This is a genomic window from Pseudomonas sp. WS 5010 (genome assembly GCF_012985565.1).
In the GTDB taxonomy this organism is placed as follows: domain Bacteria; phylum Pseudomonadota; class Gammaproteobacteria; order Pseudomonadales; family Pseudomonadaceae; genus Aquipseudomonas.
The window spans coordinates 596,593-612,882 of the sequence record NZ_JAAQWQ010000005.1; the positions used below are offsets into that span (position 1 = coordinate 596,593).

Here is a 16,290-nt window from a genome sequence, read left to right on the forward strand (position 1 = left end):
GTATATGAAGTACTACCGTAATGGAGTTCGACACTCATGATGCTTCTACGTACTCTTGTTCTTGAACACTCTGGTCATGATTCCCCGGTTAACGGTGCATTGCTCTGTTGTTTTGCGGTACCGCAAATCGCATCGAACTTTCTTGTCTATAGCCTGGATGAAGAGGTCGAGCCCGGAAGCTCCCGGGTCTATCTCGCCGCCTTGCGCAAAAAAGCCGAGCGGTATTTTCTTGGAGGCATCGAGTCCAAGGAGAGCCTGCAACTGGCAATGAGCGTCCTCAAGCAGATCATCACCCTGGCCACGGCATCTGGCGCTAAGGATGGCAACGCCTCAGAGTCGCAGGTGCCTTATCACTTCATCGACCTGAAGGGCAGCAAGCTGCCGACGGCTCGGCCGGAGGATCACCATTCGCTGATGATCAAGAAAGCATTGGTGATGAAGGTGATCACCCTTGGGACGTCAGTCATTGGCTTGCCCGCGATTGAGAGCACCGAGTTGATTGTGCCGTCTATTCGCTTCTCATCAAAAATGGTGTCGCCACCCGGTATAGCAAGTCATGCGGAGGATTTGCCGCCTGAGTCCCAGGAAGAACCGCCGGTGGTGGTGCCCGCCATCCGGGCCGTTGAGTCCTTGCCATTGCCGACGCCAACCGCCCCCGTTCAGCAGGTGCAGGAGCGGCCACCTGTAGTCGCGGATCAGTCGACCCTGGTTGAAGTAGACACCACCCTGACCAATCTGGCCCGAGTGGCACATGAGTTGACGCAGCAAAAGCGCGCGGTGCTCCAGCAACAGGAGGAGTTGGAGGAACAGCGCAGCCAGTTGCTCCAGGAAAAAGCAACATTGGAGCGGGCTCACCAACAAGTCAGCGCCCAGGAAGTTACCTTGCAACAGCGTACAGAAGCCTTGGATAGCCGCGAGGCAAATCTGGTCCGGGATACGCAGTTGCAGGAGGCGGAACAACGGCGCCTGGAAGATTGGGCGCGACAGCTGGAAGATGAGTCGTTCAGGCTACAGGCCCATGACAGGGCATCCCAACAGCAGGCTGAACAGTTGGCGAATGGCCTGGGGCAATTGTCGGGTTTCAGGGGGGATCTAAAGGCGTTGCTCTATCGCCTGGATGGAACCTTGTTTCCTGTGGGAAAGGTCGAGCAGGAGCCGGGCAACGTGCCTAGGGCCGACTGACCTGAGGGAATCAGGCCTGGCTACTTTTTGGCGTTCATTTATTATCAAACCTGACCGGTTGCCGGCAGCCAGCCAGTGCATCCGTGGCTGATGCAAGGCTGGTTTGAACCAATGGATATTTCCTGGGGATGTGACGCTTTTGAGTACCAAGCTGATTACCAAAGAAGGTCATGAGGCGCTGAAGAAAGAGCTGGATTACCTGTGGCGAGAAAAGCGTCCGGATACTACGCGCAAGGTGACCTGGGCCGCTTCGCTGGGAGATCGCAGCGAGAACGCCGACTACCAGTACAACAAGAAGCTGCTGCGCGAAATCGATCGCCGGGTGCGTTACCTGCGCAAGCGCCTGGAAGACATGCGGGTGGTGGAGTACATGCCCGAGCAGGAGGGCAAGGTGTTCTTCGGGGCCTGGGTGGATATCGAGAACGAGCAGGGCGAGACCAAGCGTTTCCGGATCGTGGGTTATGACGAGATCTATGAGCGCATGGACTACATCTCCATTGACTCACCCATGGCCAGGGCCCTGTTGCGCAAGGAGGTGGACGATGAGGCCATTGTGCAGACGCCAGGCGGCGAAGTGTGCTGGTGGATCACCGGCATCGAGTACATCACGTAGGAGCCGGCTTGCCGGCGATGGCGCCTGCAAGATTGCCGTCCCGGCTCCCAGAGGGGAGCCGGTTTTTTCCTCAGCCTTCGCGCAGTACCGCCAGCGGGCTGGCGTTCAACGCGCGGCGGGTGCCGAATACCCCGGCACCGCCGATCAGCACGGCGCCGATCAGCGGAAGCACTAGCAGCCACGGGTGTGGGTGCCAGGCCAGGTCGAAGGCATAGCGATACAGCACCAGGGTCACCAACTCGGTACCCAGCGCCGCCAGTAGTCCGCTGACCGCCCCCAGCAGCCCGAACTCGATACGCCGGGCCTTGACCAGCAACTTGCGCTCCGCCCCCAGGGCGCGCAACAGGGCACCCTGGCGAATGCGCTCGTCCAGGGTGGCCTGCAGGCCGGAGAACAGCACCGCCATGCCCGCCGCCAGGACGAACAGCAGTACGTATTCCACAGCCAGCGTGACCTGGGCCAGGATGCTACGCAGTTGGGCCAGCAGTGCCTCGACCTGCAGGATGGTCACTGCCGGGAAAGCCCGGGACAGATCGACGATCTGCTGGTCATGCCCGGCGGCCAGGTAGAAGCTGGTCAGGTACGTGGCCGGCAGGTCCTTCAGGGTGCCCGGTTGGAAAATCATGAAGAAATTGGGTTGGAAGTTATCCCAGTTGATTTCCCGCAGGCTGGTGACCCGAGCCTCACGGTTTTCCCCACCAACGGTGAAGATCAGGTGGTCGTTGAGCTTGAGCTTGAGGCTTTCGGCGACCTTGGCTTCTACCGAGACTCCAGGTATTTCATCGCCCGGCTGATTCGCCCACCAGGCGCCCGATGTCAGGGTGTTACCAGGGGGCAGGTCCGCCGCCCAGGTCAGGCTCAGGTCCCGTTGTATCGCACGATCGCCACTGGAATCCTTGCTGACTATTTCCTGCACCGGCTCACCGTTGATGCTGATCAGGCGCCCCGGCACCACCGGATACAAGGGCGCGGCCTGGGCCTGCAGTGCAAGCAGGCGAGCACCGAAGGCATCCTTGTCGGCCGGCAGGATGTTGAGGGCGAAATAGTTGGGTGCATCCTTGGGCAACTGGTTCTGCCAGGTGTCGAGCAACTCGCCACGCAGCAGGGCGATCAAGCCCATCGACAGCAGGATCAGGCCAAATGCCAGGGACTGGCCCGCCGCCGCCAGCGGGTGACGCAACAACTGGCCCAGCCCCAGGCGCCAGGGCAGGGCGGCGCGCGCCAGCAGGCGGCGCAGGCTTTGCAGCAGCAACAGCAGCAGGCCACCGAGGATCAGCGCGGCGATCACCCCGCCGCCCAGCAGGGCGAAGGTCAGCACCAGGTCCAGGCTCAAGCGCCACATGATCAGGCCCAGGGCAAACAATGCCGCGCCATACACCATCCAGGTACTGGAGGGGATCGGCAGCAAGTCGCGGCGCAGAACCCGCAGCGGCGGCACTCGGCCCAGGGCGGCCAATGGCGGCAAAGCGAAGCCGGCCAGGGCCACCAGCCCGGTACCGATGCCGGCGACAGCGGGCAGCAATCCGCCGGGTGGCACGTCTGCCGGCAGCAGATCATGCAACAGGTAAAACAGGCCCAGTTGCGCGAGCCAACCCAGCGCCGCACCGGCGAGGCTGGCCAGCAAGCCCAGGACGGTCAGTTGCAGGCTGAACAGCAGCATGGTTTCCCGGCGCGACAGACCCAGGCAGCGCAACAGCGCACTGGCGTCGAAGCGGCGGCTGGCAAAGCGGTTTGCCGACAAGGCCACAGCCACCCCGGACAACAGCACAGCGACCAGGCTGGCCATGTTCAGGTAGCGCTCGGCCTTGCCCAGGGCGCCGCCGATCTGTTGGTTGCCGTCCCGGGCGTCTTGCAGGCGCTGGTTGGCGGCCAGCCCCGGGGTGATCTGATCGCGGTAGGTTTGCAGGGCGGTGCTGGCTTGTGGCGCGCGCCACAGTTCGCGGTAGCTGACCCGGCTGCCCGGCTGGACTACGCCGGTGGCCTCAAGGTCGGCCAGGTTGATCATCACCCGTGGGGTGAGGCTATAGAAGTTGCCGGCCCGGTCTGGCTCATAGGTGAGCACCCGGGCCAGGCGCAGGGTTTTCATGCCGACATCGATACTGTCGCCGACTTTCAGGTCCAGTGCCGTCAGCAGGCGTGCCTCGACCCAGGCCTCGCCGGCTTTCGGCCCCCCGCCCGAGGTTTCTTCGGCGAAGGGTTCGGCCGCGCTTTTCAGTTGGCCGCGCAGCGGGTACTGCTCGTTGACCGCCTTGATACTCGATAACTGAATGCCGTTGTCAGTGGCGATAACGCTGGAGAATTCCACCACTCTGGCGTGCGTCAGGCCCAGTTGTGTGCCGCTGGTTATCTGCTCGGGGCGAGCCGGCGAGCTGCCCTCCAGCACCAGGTCGGCACCGAGGAATTCGGTGGCGCGCAGCAGCATCGCACCGTTGAGCCGTGCACCGAAGTAGCCGATGGCAGTGCTGGCGGCCACCGCCACCAGCAGGGCGAAGAACAGCACACGCAATTCACCGGCGCGGGCATCGCGCAGTAATTGGCGTAGGGCAAGGCTGAACAGACGCAACAGCGGCAATCGTGCCATCAAGGCTCCAGGGGCTCGACCATCAGGCCGGCTTCAAGGCGGATCAGGCGTCGGCAGCGATGGGCCAGGCGCTCGTCGTGGGTCACCAGCACCAGGGTGGTGCCGTTCTCTTTATTGAGCTCGAACAGCAGGTCGCTGATGCGCTCGCCGGTATGGCTGTCGAGGTTGCCGGTGGGTTCATCGGCAAACAGTACGTCCGGCTCGGCCGCGAACGCCCGGGCAATCGCGACCCGCTGTTGTTCTCCACCGGAAAGCTGGCGGGGCGAATGGGTCAGGCGCTGGCCCAGGCCGACCCGCTCGAGCAAGTGCCGGGCGCGTTCGCGGGCATCCTTGCGACCGTCCAGCTCCAGGGGCAGCATGACGTTTTCCAGGGCATTGAGGCTGTCGAGCAATTGGAATGACTGGAACACAAAGCCGACGTGTTCGGCGCGGATACGTGCCCGTTGGTCCTCATCGAGGACGCTCAGCGCCTGGCCGGCGAGGGTTACTTCACCGCTGCTGGGCAGGTCGAGCCCGGCCAGCAGCCCAAGGAGCGTGGATTTTCCGGAACCGGAGCTGCCGACGATAGCCAGGCTATCGCCCTTGTTCAGTTCCAGGCTCAGTTCGTGCAGGATGGTCAGTTCACCTTCCGCGCTGGGAACCACTTTGCTAAGGTTCTGCGCGGTGAGAATGCATGCGCCCATGGAGAATCCGATGCGAATATGGTTTTTGAGTGCTGGCCTGGCCCTGATGTGCATGGCCCAGAACGCAGCGGCGGGTACTGTCCTGATCGTTGGCGATAGTATCAGTGCCGGTTTCGGCCTGGATACCAGCAAAGGGTGGGTGGCACTGCTGGAGCAACGGCTCAAGAAGGAGGGTTTCGACGATAAGGTGGTCAATGCCTCCATCAGCGGCGACACCAGCGCCGGAGGCTTGGCGCGGCTGCCGGCGGCGCTTGCAGAGCATAAGCCGGACGTGGTGGTGATCGAGTTGGGCGGCAACGACGGCTTGCGCGGGCAGCCTCCAGCGCAATTGCAACAAAATCTTGCGTCGATGATTGACCAGTCCAAGGCCGGTGGCGCCAAGGTGTTGCTGCTGGGGATGCAGTTGCCGCCCAATTATGGCCCGCGATATACCACGGCATTTGCTGAGGTCTATGGTGTGCTGGCCAAGGAAAAAAACGTCCCGCTGGTGCCGTTTTTCCTGGAGGGCGTGGGTGGCCATCCGGACATGATGCAGGCTGATCAGCTGCACCCGGCAGTCGGTGCCCAGGCCAAGTTGCTGGAAAATGTCTGGCCGACGCTAAAACCGCTGTTATGACGCTTTTCTAGCAGCGGTCTTTCGGCTAAGGTGGCGCCCCCGATTTGGAGCCCCCGATGTCGTCGCGTCCCGCCTGGTCCCTGTTTGCCTACCAACTGATCGAGCCCGACGAGCAGTTGGATCTGTTCGCCTGCCAGGAAGTGAAGGTACACCTGGTGACGCGCCAGCTGGAACTGGGCGGTACCATCGACCGGACGCTCTGCGGCACATTGCTGCCAGCCCAGCCACGCTGGTCCTCGGTGGATCGCTCGATCTTCCAGGACCAGCGCCTGTGCCCCTTGTGCCGGGCGATTCTCGAATCGCAAAAACGTGGTACGCCGCCTATCTGGCCTGAGCTGCGCTTCGAGCTTTAAGGGCAGGTACACGCTACAATCGCCATTTTACCCCCCGTCGATCTGCGAAGGATTTTCCGGATGTTGTCGCGCTTGCCTGTCGTCACCCGTTGCCTGTCTCTCGCTGCCTTGTGTGCAGCCGGTCCTGTCGCGGCCCTGCAACTGCCCCTGCCGCCGCCGGGTGAAGACATTGTCGGCCAGGTCCAGGTGATCAAGGCCAAGTACGAAGACACCTTTGCCGACCTGGGTGCTACCTATGACCTGGGCTATTCGGAGATGGTCGCGGCCAACCCCGGCGTGGATGCCTGGTTGCCGGGGGCTGGGGCGGAGATTGTGCTGCCGACCCGTTTCATTTTGCCACCGGGTCCCCGGGAAGGCATCGTGATCAACCTGGCCGAGTACCGTCTGTACTACTACCCCAAGGGCCAGGACGTGGTGTACACCTTCCCGTTGGGGATCGGTCGTGAGGGCTGGGGCTCGCCGATTGCCCATACCAGCATCATTGCCAAGACCCCCAACCCGACCTGGACCCCGCCCGCGTCGATCAAGGCCGAGCACGCGGCAGACGGCGACCCGCTGCCCAACGTGGTACCGGCCGGTCCCGACAACCCCCTGGGTCCGTTCAAGTTCACCCTGGGGACGCCGGGCTACCTGATTCATGGCTCCAACAAGAAGTTCGGCATCGGCACCCGTACCAGCCATGGCTGCTTCCGCATGTTCAACAGCAACGTGCTGGAGATGGCCAAGATGGTTCCGGTGGGCACGCCTGTGCGGATCATCAATGATGCCTACAAGTTCGGTATCAGCGGCGGCAAGGTCTACCTGGAGGCGCACGCGCCCTTGAATGACGACGGTACGCCGTCGGTGGTCGACAAGCACACCGCTGTGATCAACGCCATGCTTAAGCGTGAAGACCTGGCCAATAACCTGCGGGTCAACTGGGATGAGGTGCGTGATGTGGTGGCGGCCGAAGATGGCTTGCCCGCGCAAATCGGCGAGCCAGGCACGGCGCCGATGGTCAGCAGCATGCCGGTCGATCTGCAGCAGTAGTGACTGATGCCAGACGAAGCTCGCCACGGATTGCCCCTGGCGGGCTTTTTATTGCCTGGAATCTAAAGCCCAATCCCGGGCAATAAAAAGCCGATCCAAAAATGGATCGGCTTGATAACAACCCCGAAGGATTATTACTTGCGGCTAGCTTTTTCAAGCATGCGCAGAGCGCGCTCGTTAGCTTCATCAGCAGTCTGTTGTGCTTTTTGAGCAGCAGCCAGAGCTTCATCAGCTTTACGGTAGGCTTCGTCTGCACGAGCCTGGGAGCGAGCTGCTGCGTCTTCAGTTGCAGTCAGACGAGCTTCGGTTTCTTTGGAGACGCTGCTGCAACCGGTAGCCAGAACTGCGGCCAGAGCCAGAGCAGAGAATTTCAGAACGTTGTTCATCGTGTTCCCCTTCAAGGACTTTCTATTTAATGGCTAGTATCTCAGAGTGAGCTAATAGCCGGCGTACATACTACCCATTACTTGTAGTAAGTAAACTGACGTAGCGCAAGAAGCAAAAAAAATTCTTGTGCCGAATCTATTTTGGCTAATCTTTAGCGAGTTTGTATAAAAATTATCCAGTTTGTGCTGCGCGGTCAAAGATTGGATCCAGGCTGAAAGCGCCGCCTGGCAAGTGTTAAACGTTGTAAGTCGATGTCAATTTATATATCTGCGCCAATACTATTGTTCAGATTGTCCAGACGCTGATGGGCATCTTTCGCGCATGTAGAGGTGACTTTAAAAGCGGTGGTTCGTCTCAAGCTTCAACTGTCGGCAATGTTCAGGCTATCGACCACAGGATGTTCGATCAGCCCTTTCTATGTCCGCCAGCCCGATGGATGACGAGCGTCTCTTGAGCAATGACAGGATTGGTGCCTACTATTCCTTGGTGCGGGGCGTGAGTGCTGTAGGGCTTTTCTCGTTGTCGAAACCGGCACGGGGTGGCGTAGATGTTCCTTCGCCGGAAAAACATCGGTAAGGTAGGGGTCAGAAACCAAGACCCGCGAGGAGTAGTGATGAGCGAGGCGTTGTCCATCCACCATGACCAGGCTGGTCATCAGTTCGAGACCAATGTGGACGGTCATCGTGCCTATCTGACCTACATGGACCTGGGGAAGCAGACCCTGGATATCTACCGCACGTTTGTGCCCAATGTCCTGCGTGGGCGTGGCATTGCCGCTGCGCTGACCGAAGAGGCGCTGCAATACGCCGAGAGCATGGGCTATACGGTAATCCCGTCCTGCTCCTACGTGGAGCGCTACATGGAGCGCCACCAGCGCCACGCCGCGAAGCTGTAAAAGCCAGCATGCAGGCAAAAAAAACGCCGGGCTTAGCCCGGCGTTTTTGTGTGCGTCAGGTGCGTTTGCGCTTGGGCAATACGTCCTTGAGCTTGGCGTGCATGCTGCGCAGGGTGGTCTCGGTGGCGGACCAGTCGATGCAGGCATCGGTGATCGATACGCCGTATTGCAGGTCGGCCAGATCCTTGGGAATCGCCTGGCAGCCCCAGTTCAGGTGACTCTCGACCATCAGGCCGATAATCGACTGGTTGCCTTCCAGGATCTGGTTGGCCACGTTCTCCATCACCAGCGGCTGCAGGGCCGGGTCCTTGTTGGAGTTGGCGTGGCTGCAATCGACCATGATGTTCGGCTTGATCTTCGCCTTGCTCAGGGCCTGTTCGCACAGGGCCACGCTGACCGAATCATAGTTGGGCTTGCCATTGCCGCCACGCAGGACCACGTGGCCATAGGCGTTGCCCTTGGTGGTGACGATGGACACGCCACCTTCCTGGTTGATCCCCAGGAAACGGTGCGGGCTGGAAACCGACTGCAGCGCGTTGATCGCCACGGTCAGGCCGCCATCGGTCCCGTTCTTGAAGCCCACGGCCGAGGACAGGCCAGAGGCCATTTCGCGGTGGGTTTGCGATTCGGTGGTACGCGCACCGATCGCTGACCAACTGATCAGGTCCTGCAGGTATTGCGGGGAAATCGGGTCCAGGGCTTCGGTGGCCGTTGGCAGGCCCATTTCAGCCAGGTCCAGCAGCAGCTTGCGACCGATGTGCAAGCCGTCCTGGATCTTGAACGAGTCGTCCAGGTACGGATCGTTGATCAGGCCTTTCCAGCCGACGGTAGTGCGCGGCTTCTCGAAATACACGCGCATCACCAGGTACAGGGTGTCGGACACTTCCGCCGCCAGCACTTTGAGGCGCTCGGCGTACTCGTGGGCAGCCTTGAGGTCGTGGATCGAGCAAGGACCGATCACCACGAACAGGCGGTGGTCAGTGCCGTCGAGGATGTCACGAATGACTTCGCGGCCCTTGGTGACGGTCTGCAGGGCAGCGTCGCTCAAAGGGATTTCGCGCTTGAGCTGATCGGGCGTGATCAGGGTCTCGTTGGATTCGACGTTTAGGTCGTTGATCGGTAAATCAGCCATCGTGTTACTCGTCAGGGTCACGGGTGCCGGCCGCCAGCGAACCCCGTGCGGCGGAGCACAGCATGATTTAAATGCAGCGGGGAGCCGAACCTTAGCGCGTACAAGCCTGCTCGACAATGGGCAATTGCGCGCGTTGTCGTGCGGCCTGATAGTGTGTTGCCTGGTTGAAGGTCGTGGTGCAGATCGAGTGAAAGCGTTTGAATTGACGGATTTGGATATCGACCAGCAGTTGTTGGCGCTACCTGGCGCTTCGCTGCTGGTATTTACCGGCGCTGGCTGTGCCAGTTGCCGCTGGGCACGCCAACAGATGCCGGGGTGGAACCTGCCGGTTGCGCGCATCTGCTGGGTCGACGCTGGGCATAATGGTGGCGCAGTGCAGCGTTACGGGATCTTTCATTTGCCGGCCATATTTGTAGTGTGCGAGGGTCAACTGCACGGTGCGCTACAGGTTGGCCTGAACGCCGGCGAGCTCAGTGCCGCTATAGATGAGGCGCTCAAACAGGAACCAGAGGAGTTGCCATGACGAATGCAGTTGAGCCAGGGCCACGCATTGGGATTATCGGCACCGGTGCCATCGGTGGTTTTTACGGGTTGATGCTGGCGCGCGCCGGGTTCGACGTACATTTCCTGCTGCGCAGTGAGTTCGCAGCGGTCAGTGAGCGCGGCTTGCAACTTAATAGCGCGGTGCATGGCGCCTTGAGCCTGCACCCGGTCCAGGCCTACACCAATGCGGCCGACATGCCGCCTTGCGACTGGCTGTTGGTGGGCACCAAGACCACCGGCAACGTTGAACTGGCGCCAACCATTGCCCAGGTGGCGGCGCCCGATGCCAAGGTTGTCCTGTTGCAAAATGGCCTGGGTGTCGAAGATGGCCTGCGCGAGCATCTGCCGCCGTCCCTGCATTTGCTTGGCGGTCTTTGTTACATCTGCGTGCACCGTTCCGGGCCGGGGATCGTCGAGCACCAGGCCATGGGCCGGGTCAGCCTTGGCTATCACAGCGGTAATGCGACGGATGATGCTGTACGTCGCCAGGCGATTGTCGAGGAGGGCGCGGGCCTGTTCCGCCAGGCCGGGATCGACTCCCAGGCCATGCCAGACCTGGACCAGGCGCGCTGGCATAAACTGGTGTGGAATGTGCCGTACAACGGCCTGTCGGTGTTGCTCGGTGCCAATACCTCGCAGTTGATGGCCGACGAATCCAGTCGGGAGTTGATCCAGGGCCTGATGGCCGAAGTGGTGCAGGGCGCCCACGCGTGCGGCCATGAGATCGCGCCGGGGTACGCTGAGCAGATGTTCAGCATGACCGAGCGTTTGACGGATTACTGGCCCAGCATGTATCACGATCACCTGCACCAGCGCCCCCTGGAACTGGCCGCGATCTACGCCCGCCCGCTGGCCGCCGCCCGGGCCGCCGGCTGCCAATTGCCGCGGATGCAGGCGCTGTATCAGGCCTTGGGCTTTATTGATCGACGCAAGAGCTGAGGAGCAGACATGGCCAAAGGCATGAGCGACAAACTGGTACTGGCGATTTCCTCGCGGGCCCTGTTCGACCTGGGCGAAAGCCATAAGGTTTACCTGGCCCAGGGCGTCGAGGCCTACCGCAAATACCAGATCGACCACGAGGAAGAAATTCTTGAACCGGGGGATGCGTTCCCTCTGGTCAAGAAACTCCTGACCCTCAATGCCAGCCTCGGCCGTGCGCGGGTCGAAGTGGTGCTGGTGTCGCGCAACAGTGCCGATACCGGCCTGCGCGTGTTCAATTCGATCCAGCACTACGGCCTGGATATTTCCCGCGCAGCCTTTGTCGGTGGGCGTAACCCCCACCCTTATCTGGCGGCGTTTGGCAGCCACCTGTTTCTCTCGACTCACGCCGAAGATGTGCGCAGCGCGCTGGATGCCGGTTTTGCGGCAGCGACCATTTTGTCCGGCGGCGCCCGTCGCGCGTCCAGTGCCGAGCTGCGGATTGCCTTTGATGGTGACGCGGTGCTGTTTTCCGACGAGTCCGAGCGCGTCTACCAAAGTGGCGGCCTGGAAGCCTTCCAGGCCAGCGAGCGGCAAGCGGCCCGCGAACCGCTACGGGGTGGGCCATTCAAGGGATTCCTGGCGGCCCTCAATCTGTTGCAGCGCGAGTTCCCCGATGAGTCATGCCCGATCCGCACGGCGCTGGTGACGGCACGTTCGGCGCCGTCCCACGAGCGGGTGATCCGCACCTTGCGTGAGTGGGATATCCGCCTGGACGAGTCGCTGTTTCTCGGCGGCCTGGAAAAATCAGCGTTCCTAGAAGCGTTCGCTGCCGATGTTTTTTTTGACGACCAGGCCGGCCATTGCGAAAAAGCCAGGGAGGTCGTGGCCACCGGACATGTGCCCCATGGCGTGAGCAATGAGCCCAAAGTCCAGGTCCAGAGCTAAGTTCATCGCAGTCGCGGAGGCGCTGCTAAGCTGAAACAATCCCCGCCATCCTGGCAGTCCAGGAGGTTCTATGATTCGGTCGATGTTGTATGCCTCAGACCTGGGTGTGTATGCGCCTTACGTGATGCAACATGCGCTGGCGATGGCGCGTACGTTCAAGGCGGACCTGTATGTGATTCATGTGGTGGAGCCGATCGGACTGTTCGCAGAATCGGTGCTGCAAACCTATCTTGATGAGCAGGCCTTGAGCGAATGGCAGAGCCAGGGGCTGAACACGGTAATGGCGAACATCGAACAGCGGGTGCTGGACAGTTTTCGTGAAGAGTTGCAGGACGGCGAGCAGGACTTGCAGGCGATTCGTTCGGTGCGGGTGATCCAGGGGGACCCCGCCCAAGTGATTCTCGACCAGGCGCAGAAACTCTCGGTGGATTTGTTGATCGTAGGAAGTCATAGCCAGGGCGCAGGAATCTCGACCCCGTTGGGGCGGACGGCGGCGCGGGTGTTGCAGTTGTCCCAGGTGCCGGTGTATCTGGTGCCTTTGTTGCAGCGTCGACGCAGTGAAGATGTGTGATGGGGCGTAAACGATAAAAAGTTCTAGATTTATCAATCCAACCTTTAATATAGTTATATACCGTCGCTGATATCCGTGGCGTCTATCTGCTTTGAGGGACACATATGAAGCTTCAACAACTGCGCTACATCTGGGAAGTGGCGCACCACGACCTCAACGTTTCCGCCACGGCTCAAAGCCTCTACACCTCGCAACCGGGTATCAGTAAACAGATCCGCCTGCTCGAAGATGAATTGGGCGTCGAAGTGTTCGCCCGCAGCGGCAAGCACCTGACCCGCGTCACGCCTGCCGGTGAGCGCATCATCACTACTGCCGGCGAAATCCTGCGCAAGGTTGAAAGCATCAAGCAGATCGCCCAGGAATTTTCCAACGAGAAAAAAGGCACCCTGTCGATTGCCACCACCCACACCCAGGCCCGTTACGCGCTGCCGCCGGTGATCAGTTCGTTCATCAAGCAGTACCCGGACGTGGCCCTGCACATGCACCAGGGGTCGCCGATGCAGATCGCCGAGATGGCGGCCGATGGCACCGTCGACTTCGCCATCGCCACCGAAGCCCTGGAGCTGTTCGGTGACCTGGTGATGATGCCGTGCTATCGCTGGAACCGCTGCGTCGTGGTGCCCCAGGGCCACCCACTGGCCAAACTGCCGAAGCTGACCCTCGAAGCGCTGGCGGAATACCCGATTGTGACCTACGTGTTCGGCTTCACCGGCCGCTCCAAACTCGACGAAGCCTTCAGCCATCGCGGCCTCACGCCAAAAGTGGTGTTCACTGCGGCTGATGCCGACGTGATCAAGACCTACGTGCGCCTGGGCCTGGGCGTCGGCATCGTGGCCAAGATGGCCGTCGACACCAAGCTTGACAGCGACCTGGTGGTGCTGGATGCCAGCGAACTGTTCGAGTCCAGCGTGACCAAGATCGGCTTCCGTCGGGGCACGTTCCTGCGCGGCTTCATGTGCGATTTTATCGAGAAGTTCGCCCCGCACCTGACCCGTGAAGTCATGGCCAAGGCGATCCAGTGCCATAACAAGCAGGAACTCGAAGAACTGTTCGACGGCGTTGAACTGCCGGTTCACTGATCGGCCTAGCGGGCCTCGGTCACCACGAATTGTTGCCGGGCGCCTGCCACCAGAATCTCCACCTCATCGCCCTCGAACTTGCCCAGCAGGCTTTTGCCCAGCGGCGAGCGAGGGGTGATGACGGTCACCAACTGCCCCACTACATAGACTTTCAGGCCTGCCGCGTCCGGCGCGAGGAACAGCCATTGCTGACGGCCGTTGTCATCTTCCAGGCCGAGCAGGGCGCCCACCTCGATCCCCCGTTGTTCCTCGTAGGGCCGCAGGTTGAGGTTCTGGCACACCACCAGTGACTGCTTGATTTCCTCGACGCGCTTGGCTTGCCCGGCGGCGAGGTAAGAGGCTTCCAGGCCCAGGGTGTCGTACTTGTTCTCGGCGATGTTTTCTTCGTGGGTTGCGGTTTCGTAGGCGGTTTGCGCGGCGCGTTGCGCCACATCCAGGTCGGCGGCGAGTTTTTCCAGGATCAACTGGAGGACGGCGTTTTTATTCATGGGGGCTTACAGCTCAATCACAAAATTGCAGGACGTTGGCCCGGCTCTTGTCGTTGGGGGCGTTCTGGTCCTGCTGGAGCCAGAACTGGCATTCGGGGTTGGCCAGGTTGCGCGGGTTGTCCCGGGCCTGATCCAGCGCCTGTTGTTGTTCCTGCTTGTGCAGGTTTTGCTGGTATTGCTCGAACATCCGGTTTGGCGGCTCTGGGATTGCGGCTGGCGGCTTGCCCAGTTGTTGAACGGCCTGGGTGACGGCGGCCACGGGTTGTTCAAGCAGGTAGCGCGAGGCCAGCCAGCCTGTCAGCGCGATGGCGACAAAGCCCAGCCACAGGCCCAGGGCCACGGCAATACTGAGTTTGAACATCGACAACGGACGATCGGACATGACGGCCTCCTGGCGGGCGGTTGCGGCAAGCTTTGGATTGTCGCACAGCCTGTGTGCAGAATAATCGCGATCAACCCTTCTGCCTGGCGGCATTTATGCGGACAATCGAGCCTTTGACTGATGGAGCCCGGAATGAAAGCCCGCTGGGATATTTTTTGCAGCGTCGTCGACAACTACGGCGACATTGGCGTGACCTGGCGCCTGGCCCGGCAACTGGTGGCAGAACAGGGCTGTGCGGTGCGACTGTGGGTCGATGATCTGCGGGCATTCGAGCGCATGTGCCCCGAGGTGGATGTGCAGTTGGCGCAGCAGTGGCGCGAGGGTGTGGATGTGCGCCACTGGCCCGCAGACTGGCCGGCCACGCCGACGGCGGACGTGGTGATCGCCGCCTTCGCCTGCCAATTGCCACCGGACTACATGGAGGCCATGGCAGCCCGCGAGCGCATGCCATTGTGGATGAACCTGGATTACCTGAGTGCCGAGGAGTGGGTGGTCGGCTGTCACGGTCTGCCATCGGTCAAGTTCAAGGGCGTGCAAAAGTACTTCTTCTTTCCAGGCTTCCGTCCGGGCACAGGCGGCTTGCTGCGTGAGGCCGGGTTGATCGAGCGGCGTCAGGCGTTTCAGGGTGATCCCCAGGCCCAGCAACAGTTCCTACAGTGCTTGGGTGTTTTTCCGGCGGTGGGCGCGCGGTTGATCTCGCTGTTTGCCTACGAAAATGCCGGCCTGGCCAGTTGGCTGCAGGTATTGGCAGCGGACGGGCAAGCCACCCATCTGCTCGTGCCGGAAGGGCGCATCCTCGGCGATGTGCAGCGCTGGCTGGGAGTGGAGGCATTGGCGGCAGGGGATATTCATGTGCGCGGTATGCTGACGGTGCAGGTGCTGCCGTTCGTGCGCCAGGAGCAGTACGACCGCCTGCTGTGGTGCTGCGACTTCAATGCCGTGCGCGGTGAAGACTCCTTTGTGCGCGCGCAATGGGCTGGGCGCCCGTTGCTATGGCATATCTACCGCCAGGATGAAGACATTCACCTGGACAAGCTCGATGCGTTCCTCGCGCTGTACACCCAGGACCTGTCTGCACCCGCGAAAACTGCGCTGATTGCCCTATGGCAGGCCTGGAACACGGATAGCGACATGGCCTCAAGCTGGGAAACCGTGCTTGAACATTGGCCGGAACTGGCCGTGCATGCCGAGAAATGGTGTCTGGAACAGGCCTCGCAGGCTGATCTTGCGACGGCGCTGGTACAGTTTTATGAAAATTGGATATGATACGCCACCTTGATTTTTGTCAATCCCATCCAAATTTCGGATATATGCAATGAAAACTGGTAAAGAACTGAAACCCGGTACCGTAATTAAGATCGACAACGATCCATGGTTGGTTCAAAAAGCTGAGTTCACCAAATCGGGCCGTAACAGCGCGATCATGAAGACCAAGCTGAAGAACCTGCTGACCGGTTACAAGACCGAAACCGTTTACAGTGCCGATGACAAGCTGGAAGACGTGATCCTCGACCGCAAGGAAGCGTCCCTGTCCTTCATCAGCGGCGACACCTACACGTTCATGGACACCACCGACTACACCATGTACGAACTGAACGCTGAAGATATCGAAGGCGTTCTGCCGTTTATCGAAGAAGGCATGACCGACGTCTGCGAAGCTATTTTCTTCGAAGATCGTCTGGTTTCCGTAGAGCTGCCGACCACTATCGTGCGTAAGGTTGCCTACACCGAAGGTTCCGCTCGCGGTGACACTTCGGGCAAAGTGATGAAGCCTGCCAAGCTGGCTAACGGTACCGAACTGCAAGTTGCTGATTTCATCGAAATCGACGACATGATCGAGATCGACACCCGTGAAGGTGGTTCGTACAAAGGTCGCGCCAAGAAGTAATT

At 60.6% G+C, this 16,290-nt stretch carries 19 protein-coding genes; 13 read left to right on the forward strand and 6 right to left on the reverse strand.

Annotation, left to right across the window (positions count from 1 at the left end; genetic code table 11):
• Positions 1-36 precede the first annotated feature (36 nt).
• Both HBO11_RS19655 and greB read left to right on the forward strand, forming a co-directional pair.
• A complete protein-coding gene (locus tag HBO11_RS19655; RefSeq protein WP_178121056.1) occupies positions 37-1,182 on the forward strand; it encodes a hypothetical protein in 1,146 nt (381 codons plus the stop codon).
• A 139-nt stretch (positions 1,183-1,321) separates the two neighbouring features.
• Positions 1,322-1,795: a transcription elongation factor GreB gene (gene greB, locus HBO11_RS19660; RefSeq protein ID WP_169952677.1), complete on the forward strand. Its 474-nt coding sequence runs from the start codon at positions 1,322-1,324 to the stop codon at positions 1,793-1,795.
• Positions 1,796-1,865: 70 nt separating this feature from the next.
• Here greB and HBO11_RS19665 read toward each other — a convergent pair whose 3' ends face one another.
• Positions 1,866-4,376 (reverse strand): ABC transporter permease, encoded by a 2,511-nt coding sequence (locus HBO11_RS19665; RefSeq protein ID WP_169952675.1) that lies wholly within the window; start codon positions 4,374-4,376, stop codon positions 1,866-1,868.
• Entirely contained in the window at positions 4,376-5,059 is a 684-nt protein-coding gene (locus tag HBO11_RS19670) for an ABC transporter ATP-binding protein (RefSeq protein ID WP_029297972.1), read from the reverse strand. The genes HBO11_RS19665 and HBO11_RS19670 overlap by 1 nt, the downstream gene beginning before the upstream one ends.
• A 10-nt stretch (positions 5,060-5,069) precedes the next feature.
• On the opposite strand from HBO11_RS19670, the gene HBO11_RS19675 reads away from it, so the two are divergent.
• Genes HBO11_RS19675 through HBO11_RS19685 form a run of 3 tightly spaced genes read left to right on the forward strand, consistent with a single transcriptional unit; the run spans position 5,070 to position 7,057 of the window.
• Complete coding sequence (locus tag HBO11_RS19675) at positions 5,070-5,675, forward strand: arylesterase (protein WP_169952673.1); 606 nt, start codon at positions 5,070-5,072, stop codon at positions 5,673-5,675.
• A 56-nt stretch (positions 5,676-5,731) separates the two neighbouring features.
• Positions 5,732-6,028 carry a hypothetical protein gene (locus HBO11_RS19680; protein WP_029297976.1) on the forward strand — a complete coding sequence of 99 codons (297 nt, stop codon included), beginning with the start codon at positions 5,732-5,734 and terminating at the stop codon, positions 6,026-6,028.
• Positions 6,029-6,088: 60 nt separating this feature from the next.
• Positions 6,089-7,057, forward strand: coding sequence for a L,D-transpeptidase family protein (locus HBO11_RS19685; protein ID WP_169952671.1), 969 nt, complete (start codon positions 6,089-6,091; stop codon positions 7,055-7,057).
• A gap of 134 nt (positions 7,058-7,191) precedes the next feature.
• Here HBO11_RS19685 and oprI read toward each other — a convergent pair whose 3' ends face one another.
• Positions 7,192-7,443 carry an outer membrane lipoprotei OprI gene (gene oprI, locus HBO11_RS19690; protein WP_003172710.1) on the reverse strand — a complete coding sequence of 84 codons (252 nt, stop codon included), beginning with the start codon at positions 7,441-7,443 and terminating at the stop codon, positions 7,192-7,194.
• Positions 7,444-8,057: 614 nt separating this feature from the next.
• Here oprI and HBO11_RS19695 point away from each other — a divergent pair.
• On the forward strand, positions 8,058-8,339 hold the full coding sequence (locus tag HBO11_RS19695) for a GNAT family N-acetyltransferase (protein ID WP_169952669.1): 282 nt from the start codon (positions 8,058-8,060) through the stop codon (positions 8,337-8,339).
• 55 nt (positions 8,340-8,394) lie between these two features.
• Here HBO11_RS19695 and HBO11_RS19700 read toward each other — a convergent pair whose 3' ends face one another.
• Entirely contained in the window at positions 8,395-9,471 is a 1,077-nt protein-coding gene (locus HBO11_RS19700; RefSeq protein ID WP_099169512.1) for a 3-deoxy-7-phosphoheptulonate synthase, read from the reverse strand.
• A 187-nt stretch (positions 9,472-9,658) separates the two neighbouring features.
• On the opposite strand from HBO11_RS19700, the gene HBO11_RS19705 reads away from it, so the two are divergent.
• From HBO11_RS19705 to cysB, 5 genes are all read left to right on the forward strand, one after another.
• Positions 9,659-9,994 (forward strand): thioredoxin, encoded by a 336-nt coding sequence (locus HBO11_RS19705; protein ID WP_346266478.1) that lies wholly within the window; start codon positions 9,659-9,661, stop codon positions 9,992-9,994.
• Positions 9,991-10,953, forward strand: a complete 963-nt coding sequence (locus HBO11_RS19710; RefSeq protein WP_169952667.1) for a putative 2-dehydropantoate 2-reductase — start codon at positions 9,991-9,993, stop codon at positions 10,951-10,953. Before HBO11_RS19705 ends, HBO11_RS19710 begins: the two co-directional genes overlap by 4 nt.
• A 9-nt stretch (positions 10,954-10,962) precedes the next feature.
• On the forward strand, positions 10,963-11,880 hold the full coding sequence (locus HBO11_RS19715) for a 5'-nucleotidase (RefSeq protein WP_169952665.1): 918 nt from the start codon (positions 10,963-10,965) through the stop codon (positions 11,878-11,880).
• Positions 11,881-11,950: 70 nt separating this feature from the next.
• Complete coding sequence (locus tag HBO11_RS19720; RefSeq protein WP_169952663.1) at positions 11,951-12,451, forward strand: universal stress protein; 501 nt, start codon at positions 11,951-11,953, stop codon at positions 12,449-12,451.
• Positions 12,452-12,555: 104 nt separating this feature from the next.
• Positions 12,556-13,530, forward strand: coding sequence for an HTH-type transcriptional regulator CysB (gene cysB / locus HBO11_RS19725; protein ID WP_010176165.1), 975 nt, complete (start codon positions 12,556-12,558; stop codon positions 13,528-13,530).
• 5 nt (positions 13,531-13,535) lie between these two features.
• Here the strand turns inward: cysB and HBO11_RS19730 are convergent, their stop codons facing one another.
• On the reverse strand, positions 13,536-14,018 hold the full coding sequence (locus tag HBO11_RS19730; RefSeq protein WP_169952661.1) for a GreA/GreB family elongation factor: 483 nt from the start codon (positions 14,016-14,018) through the stop codon (positions 13,536-13,538).
• A gap of 13 nt (positions 14,019-14,031) precedes the next feature.
• Entirely contained in the window at positions 14,032-14,400 is a 369-nt protein-coding gene (locus HBO11_RS19735; protein ID WP_169952659.1) for a hypothetical protein, read from the reverse strand.
• 132 nt (positions 14,401-14,532) lie between these two features.
• Here HBO11_RS19735 and earP point away from each other — a divergent pair, with 132 nt between their 5' ends.
• Together earP and HBO11_RS19745 are read left to right on the forward strand one after the other, a co-directional pair.
• Positions 14,533-15,666, forward strand: coding sequence for an elongation factor P maturation arginine rhamnosyltransferase EarP (gene earP / locus HBO11_RS19740; RefSeq protein ID WP_169952657.1), 1,134 nt, complete (start codon positions 14,533-14,535; stop codon positions 15,664-15,666).
• Positions 15,667-15,715: 49 nt separating this feature from the next.
• Positions 15,716-16,288, forward strand: coding sequence for an elongation factor P (locus HBO11_RS19745; protein ID WP_169952655.1), 573 nt, complete (start codon positions 15,716-15,718; stop codon positions 16,286-16,288).
• Positions 16,289-16,290: the final 2 nt, after the last annotated feature.

Excerpts from the sequence above, each read along its gene's own strand:
- HBO11_RS19685 (WP_169952671.1), top strand. The coding sequence starts at position 6,089 with ATGTTGTCGCGCTTGCCTGTCGTCACCCGTTGCCTGTCTCTCGCTGCC.
- cysB (WP_010176165.1), top strand. The coding sequence starts at position 12,556 with ATGAAGCTTCAACAACTGCGCTACATCTGGGAAGTGGCGCACCACGAC.
- HBO11_RS19745 (WP_169952655.1), top strand. The coding sequence starts at position 15,716 with ATGAAAACTGGTAAAGAACTGAAACCCGGTACCGTAATTAAGATCGAC.
- HBO11_RS19720 (WP_169952663.1), top strand. The coding sequence starts at position 11,951 with ATGATTCGGTCGATGTTGTATGCCTCAGACCTGGGTGTGTATGCGCCT.
- HBO11_RS19715 (WP_169952665.1), top strand. The coding sequence starts at position 10,963 with ATGGCCAAAGGCATGAGCGACAAACTGGTACTGGCGATTTCCTCGCGG.
- HBO11_RS19665 (WP_169952675.1), bottom strand. The coding sequence starts at position 4,376 with ATGGCACGATTGCCGCTGTTGCGTCTGTTCAGCCTTGCCCTACGCCAA.
- HBO11_RS19735 (WP_169952659.1), bottom strand. The coding sequence starts at position 14,400 with ATGTCCGATCGTCCGTTGTCGATGTTCAAACTCAGTATTGCCGTGGCC.
- HBO11_RS19700 (WP_099169512.1), bottom strand. The coding sequence starts at position 9,471 with ATGGCTGATTTACCGATCAACGACCTAAACGTCGAATCCAACGAGACC.
- HBO11_RS19730 (WP_169952661.1), bottom strand. The coding sequence starts at position 14,018 with ATGAATAAAAACGCCGTCCTCCAGTTGATCCTGGAAAAACTCGCCGCC.
- HBO11_RS19695 (WP_169952669.1), top strand. The coding sequence starts at position 8,058 with ATGAGCGAGGCGTTGTCCATCCACCATGACCAGGCTGGTCATCAGTTC.
- HBO11_RS19670 (WP_029297972.1), bottom strand. The coding sequence starts at position 5,059 with ATGGGCGCATGCATTCTCACCGCGCAGAACCTTAGCAAAGTGGTTCCC.
- oprI (WP_003172710.1), bottom strand. The coding sequence starts at position 7,443 with ATGAACAACGTTCTGAAATTCTCTGCTCTGGCTCTGGCCGCAGTTCTG.
- HBO11_RS19710 (WP_169952667.1), top strand. The coding sequence starts at position 9,991 with ATGACGAATGCAGTTGAGCCAGGGCCACGCATTGGGATTATCGGCACC.
- earP (WP_169952657.1), top strand. The coding sequence starts at position 14,533 with ATGAAAGCCCGCTGGGATATTTTTTGCAGCGTCGTCGACAACTACGGC.
- HBO11_RS19655 (WP_178121056.1), top strand. The coding sequence starts at position 37 with ATGATGCTTCTACGTACTCTTGTTCTTGAACACTCTGGTCATGATTCC.
- HBO11_RS19680 (WP_029297976.1), top strand. The coding sequence starts at position 5,732 with ATGTCGTCGCGTCCCGCCTGGTCCCTGTTTGCCTACCAACTGATCGAG.
- HBO11_RS19675 (WP_169952673.1), top strand. The coding sequence starts at position 5,070 with ATGCGAATATGGTTTTTGAGTGCTGGCCTGGCCCTGATGTGCATGGCC.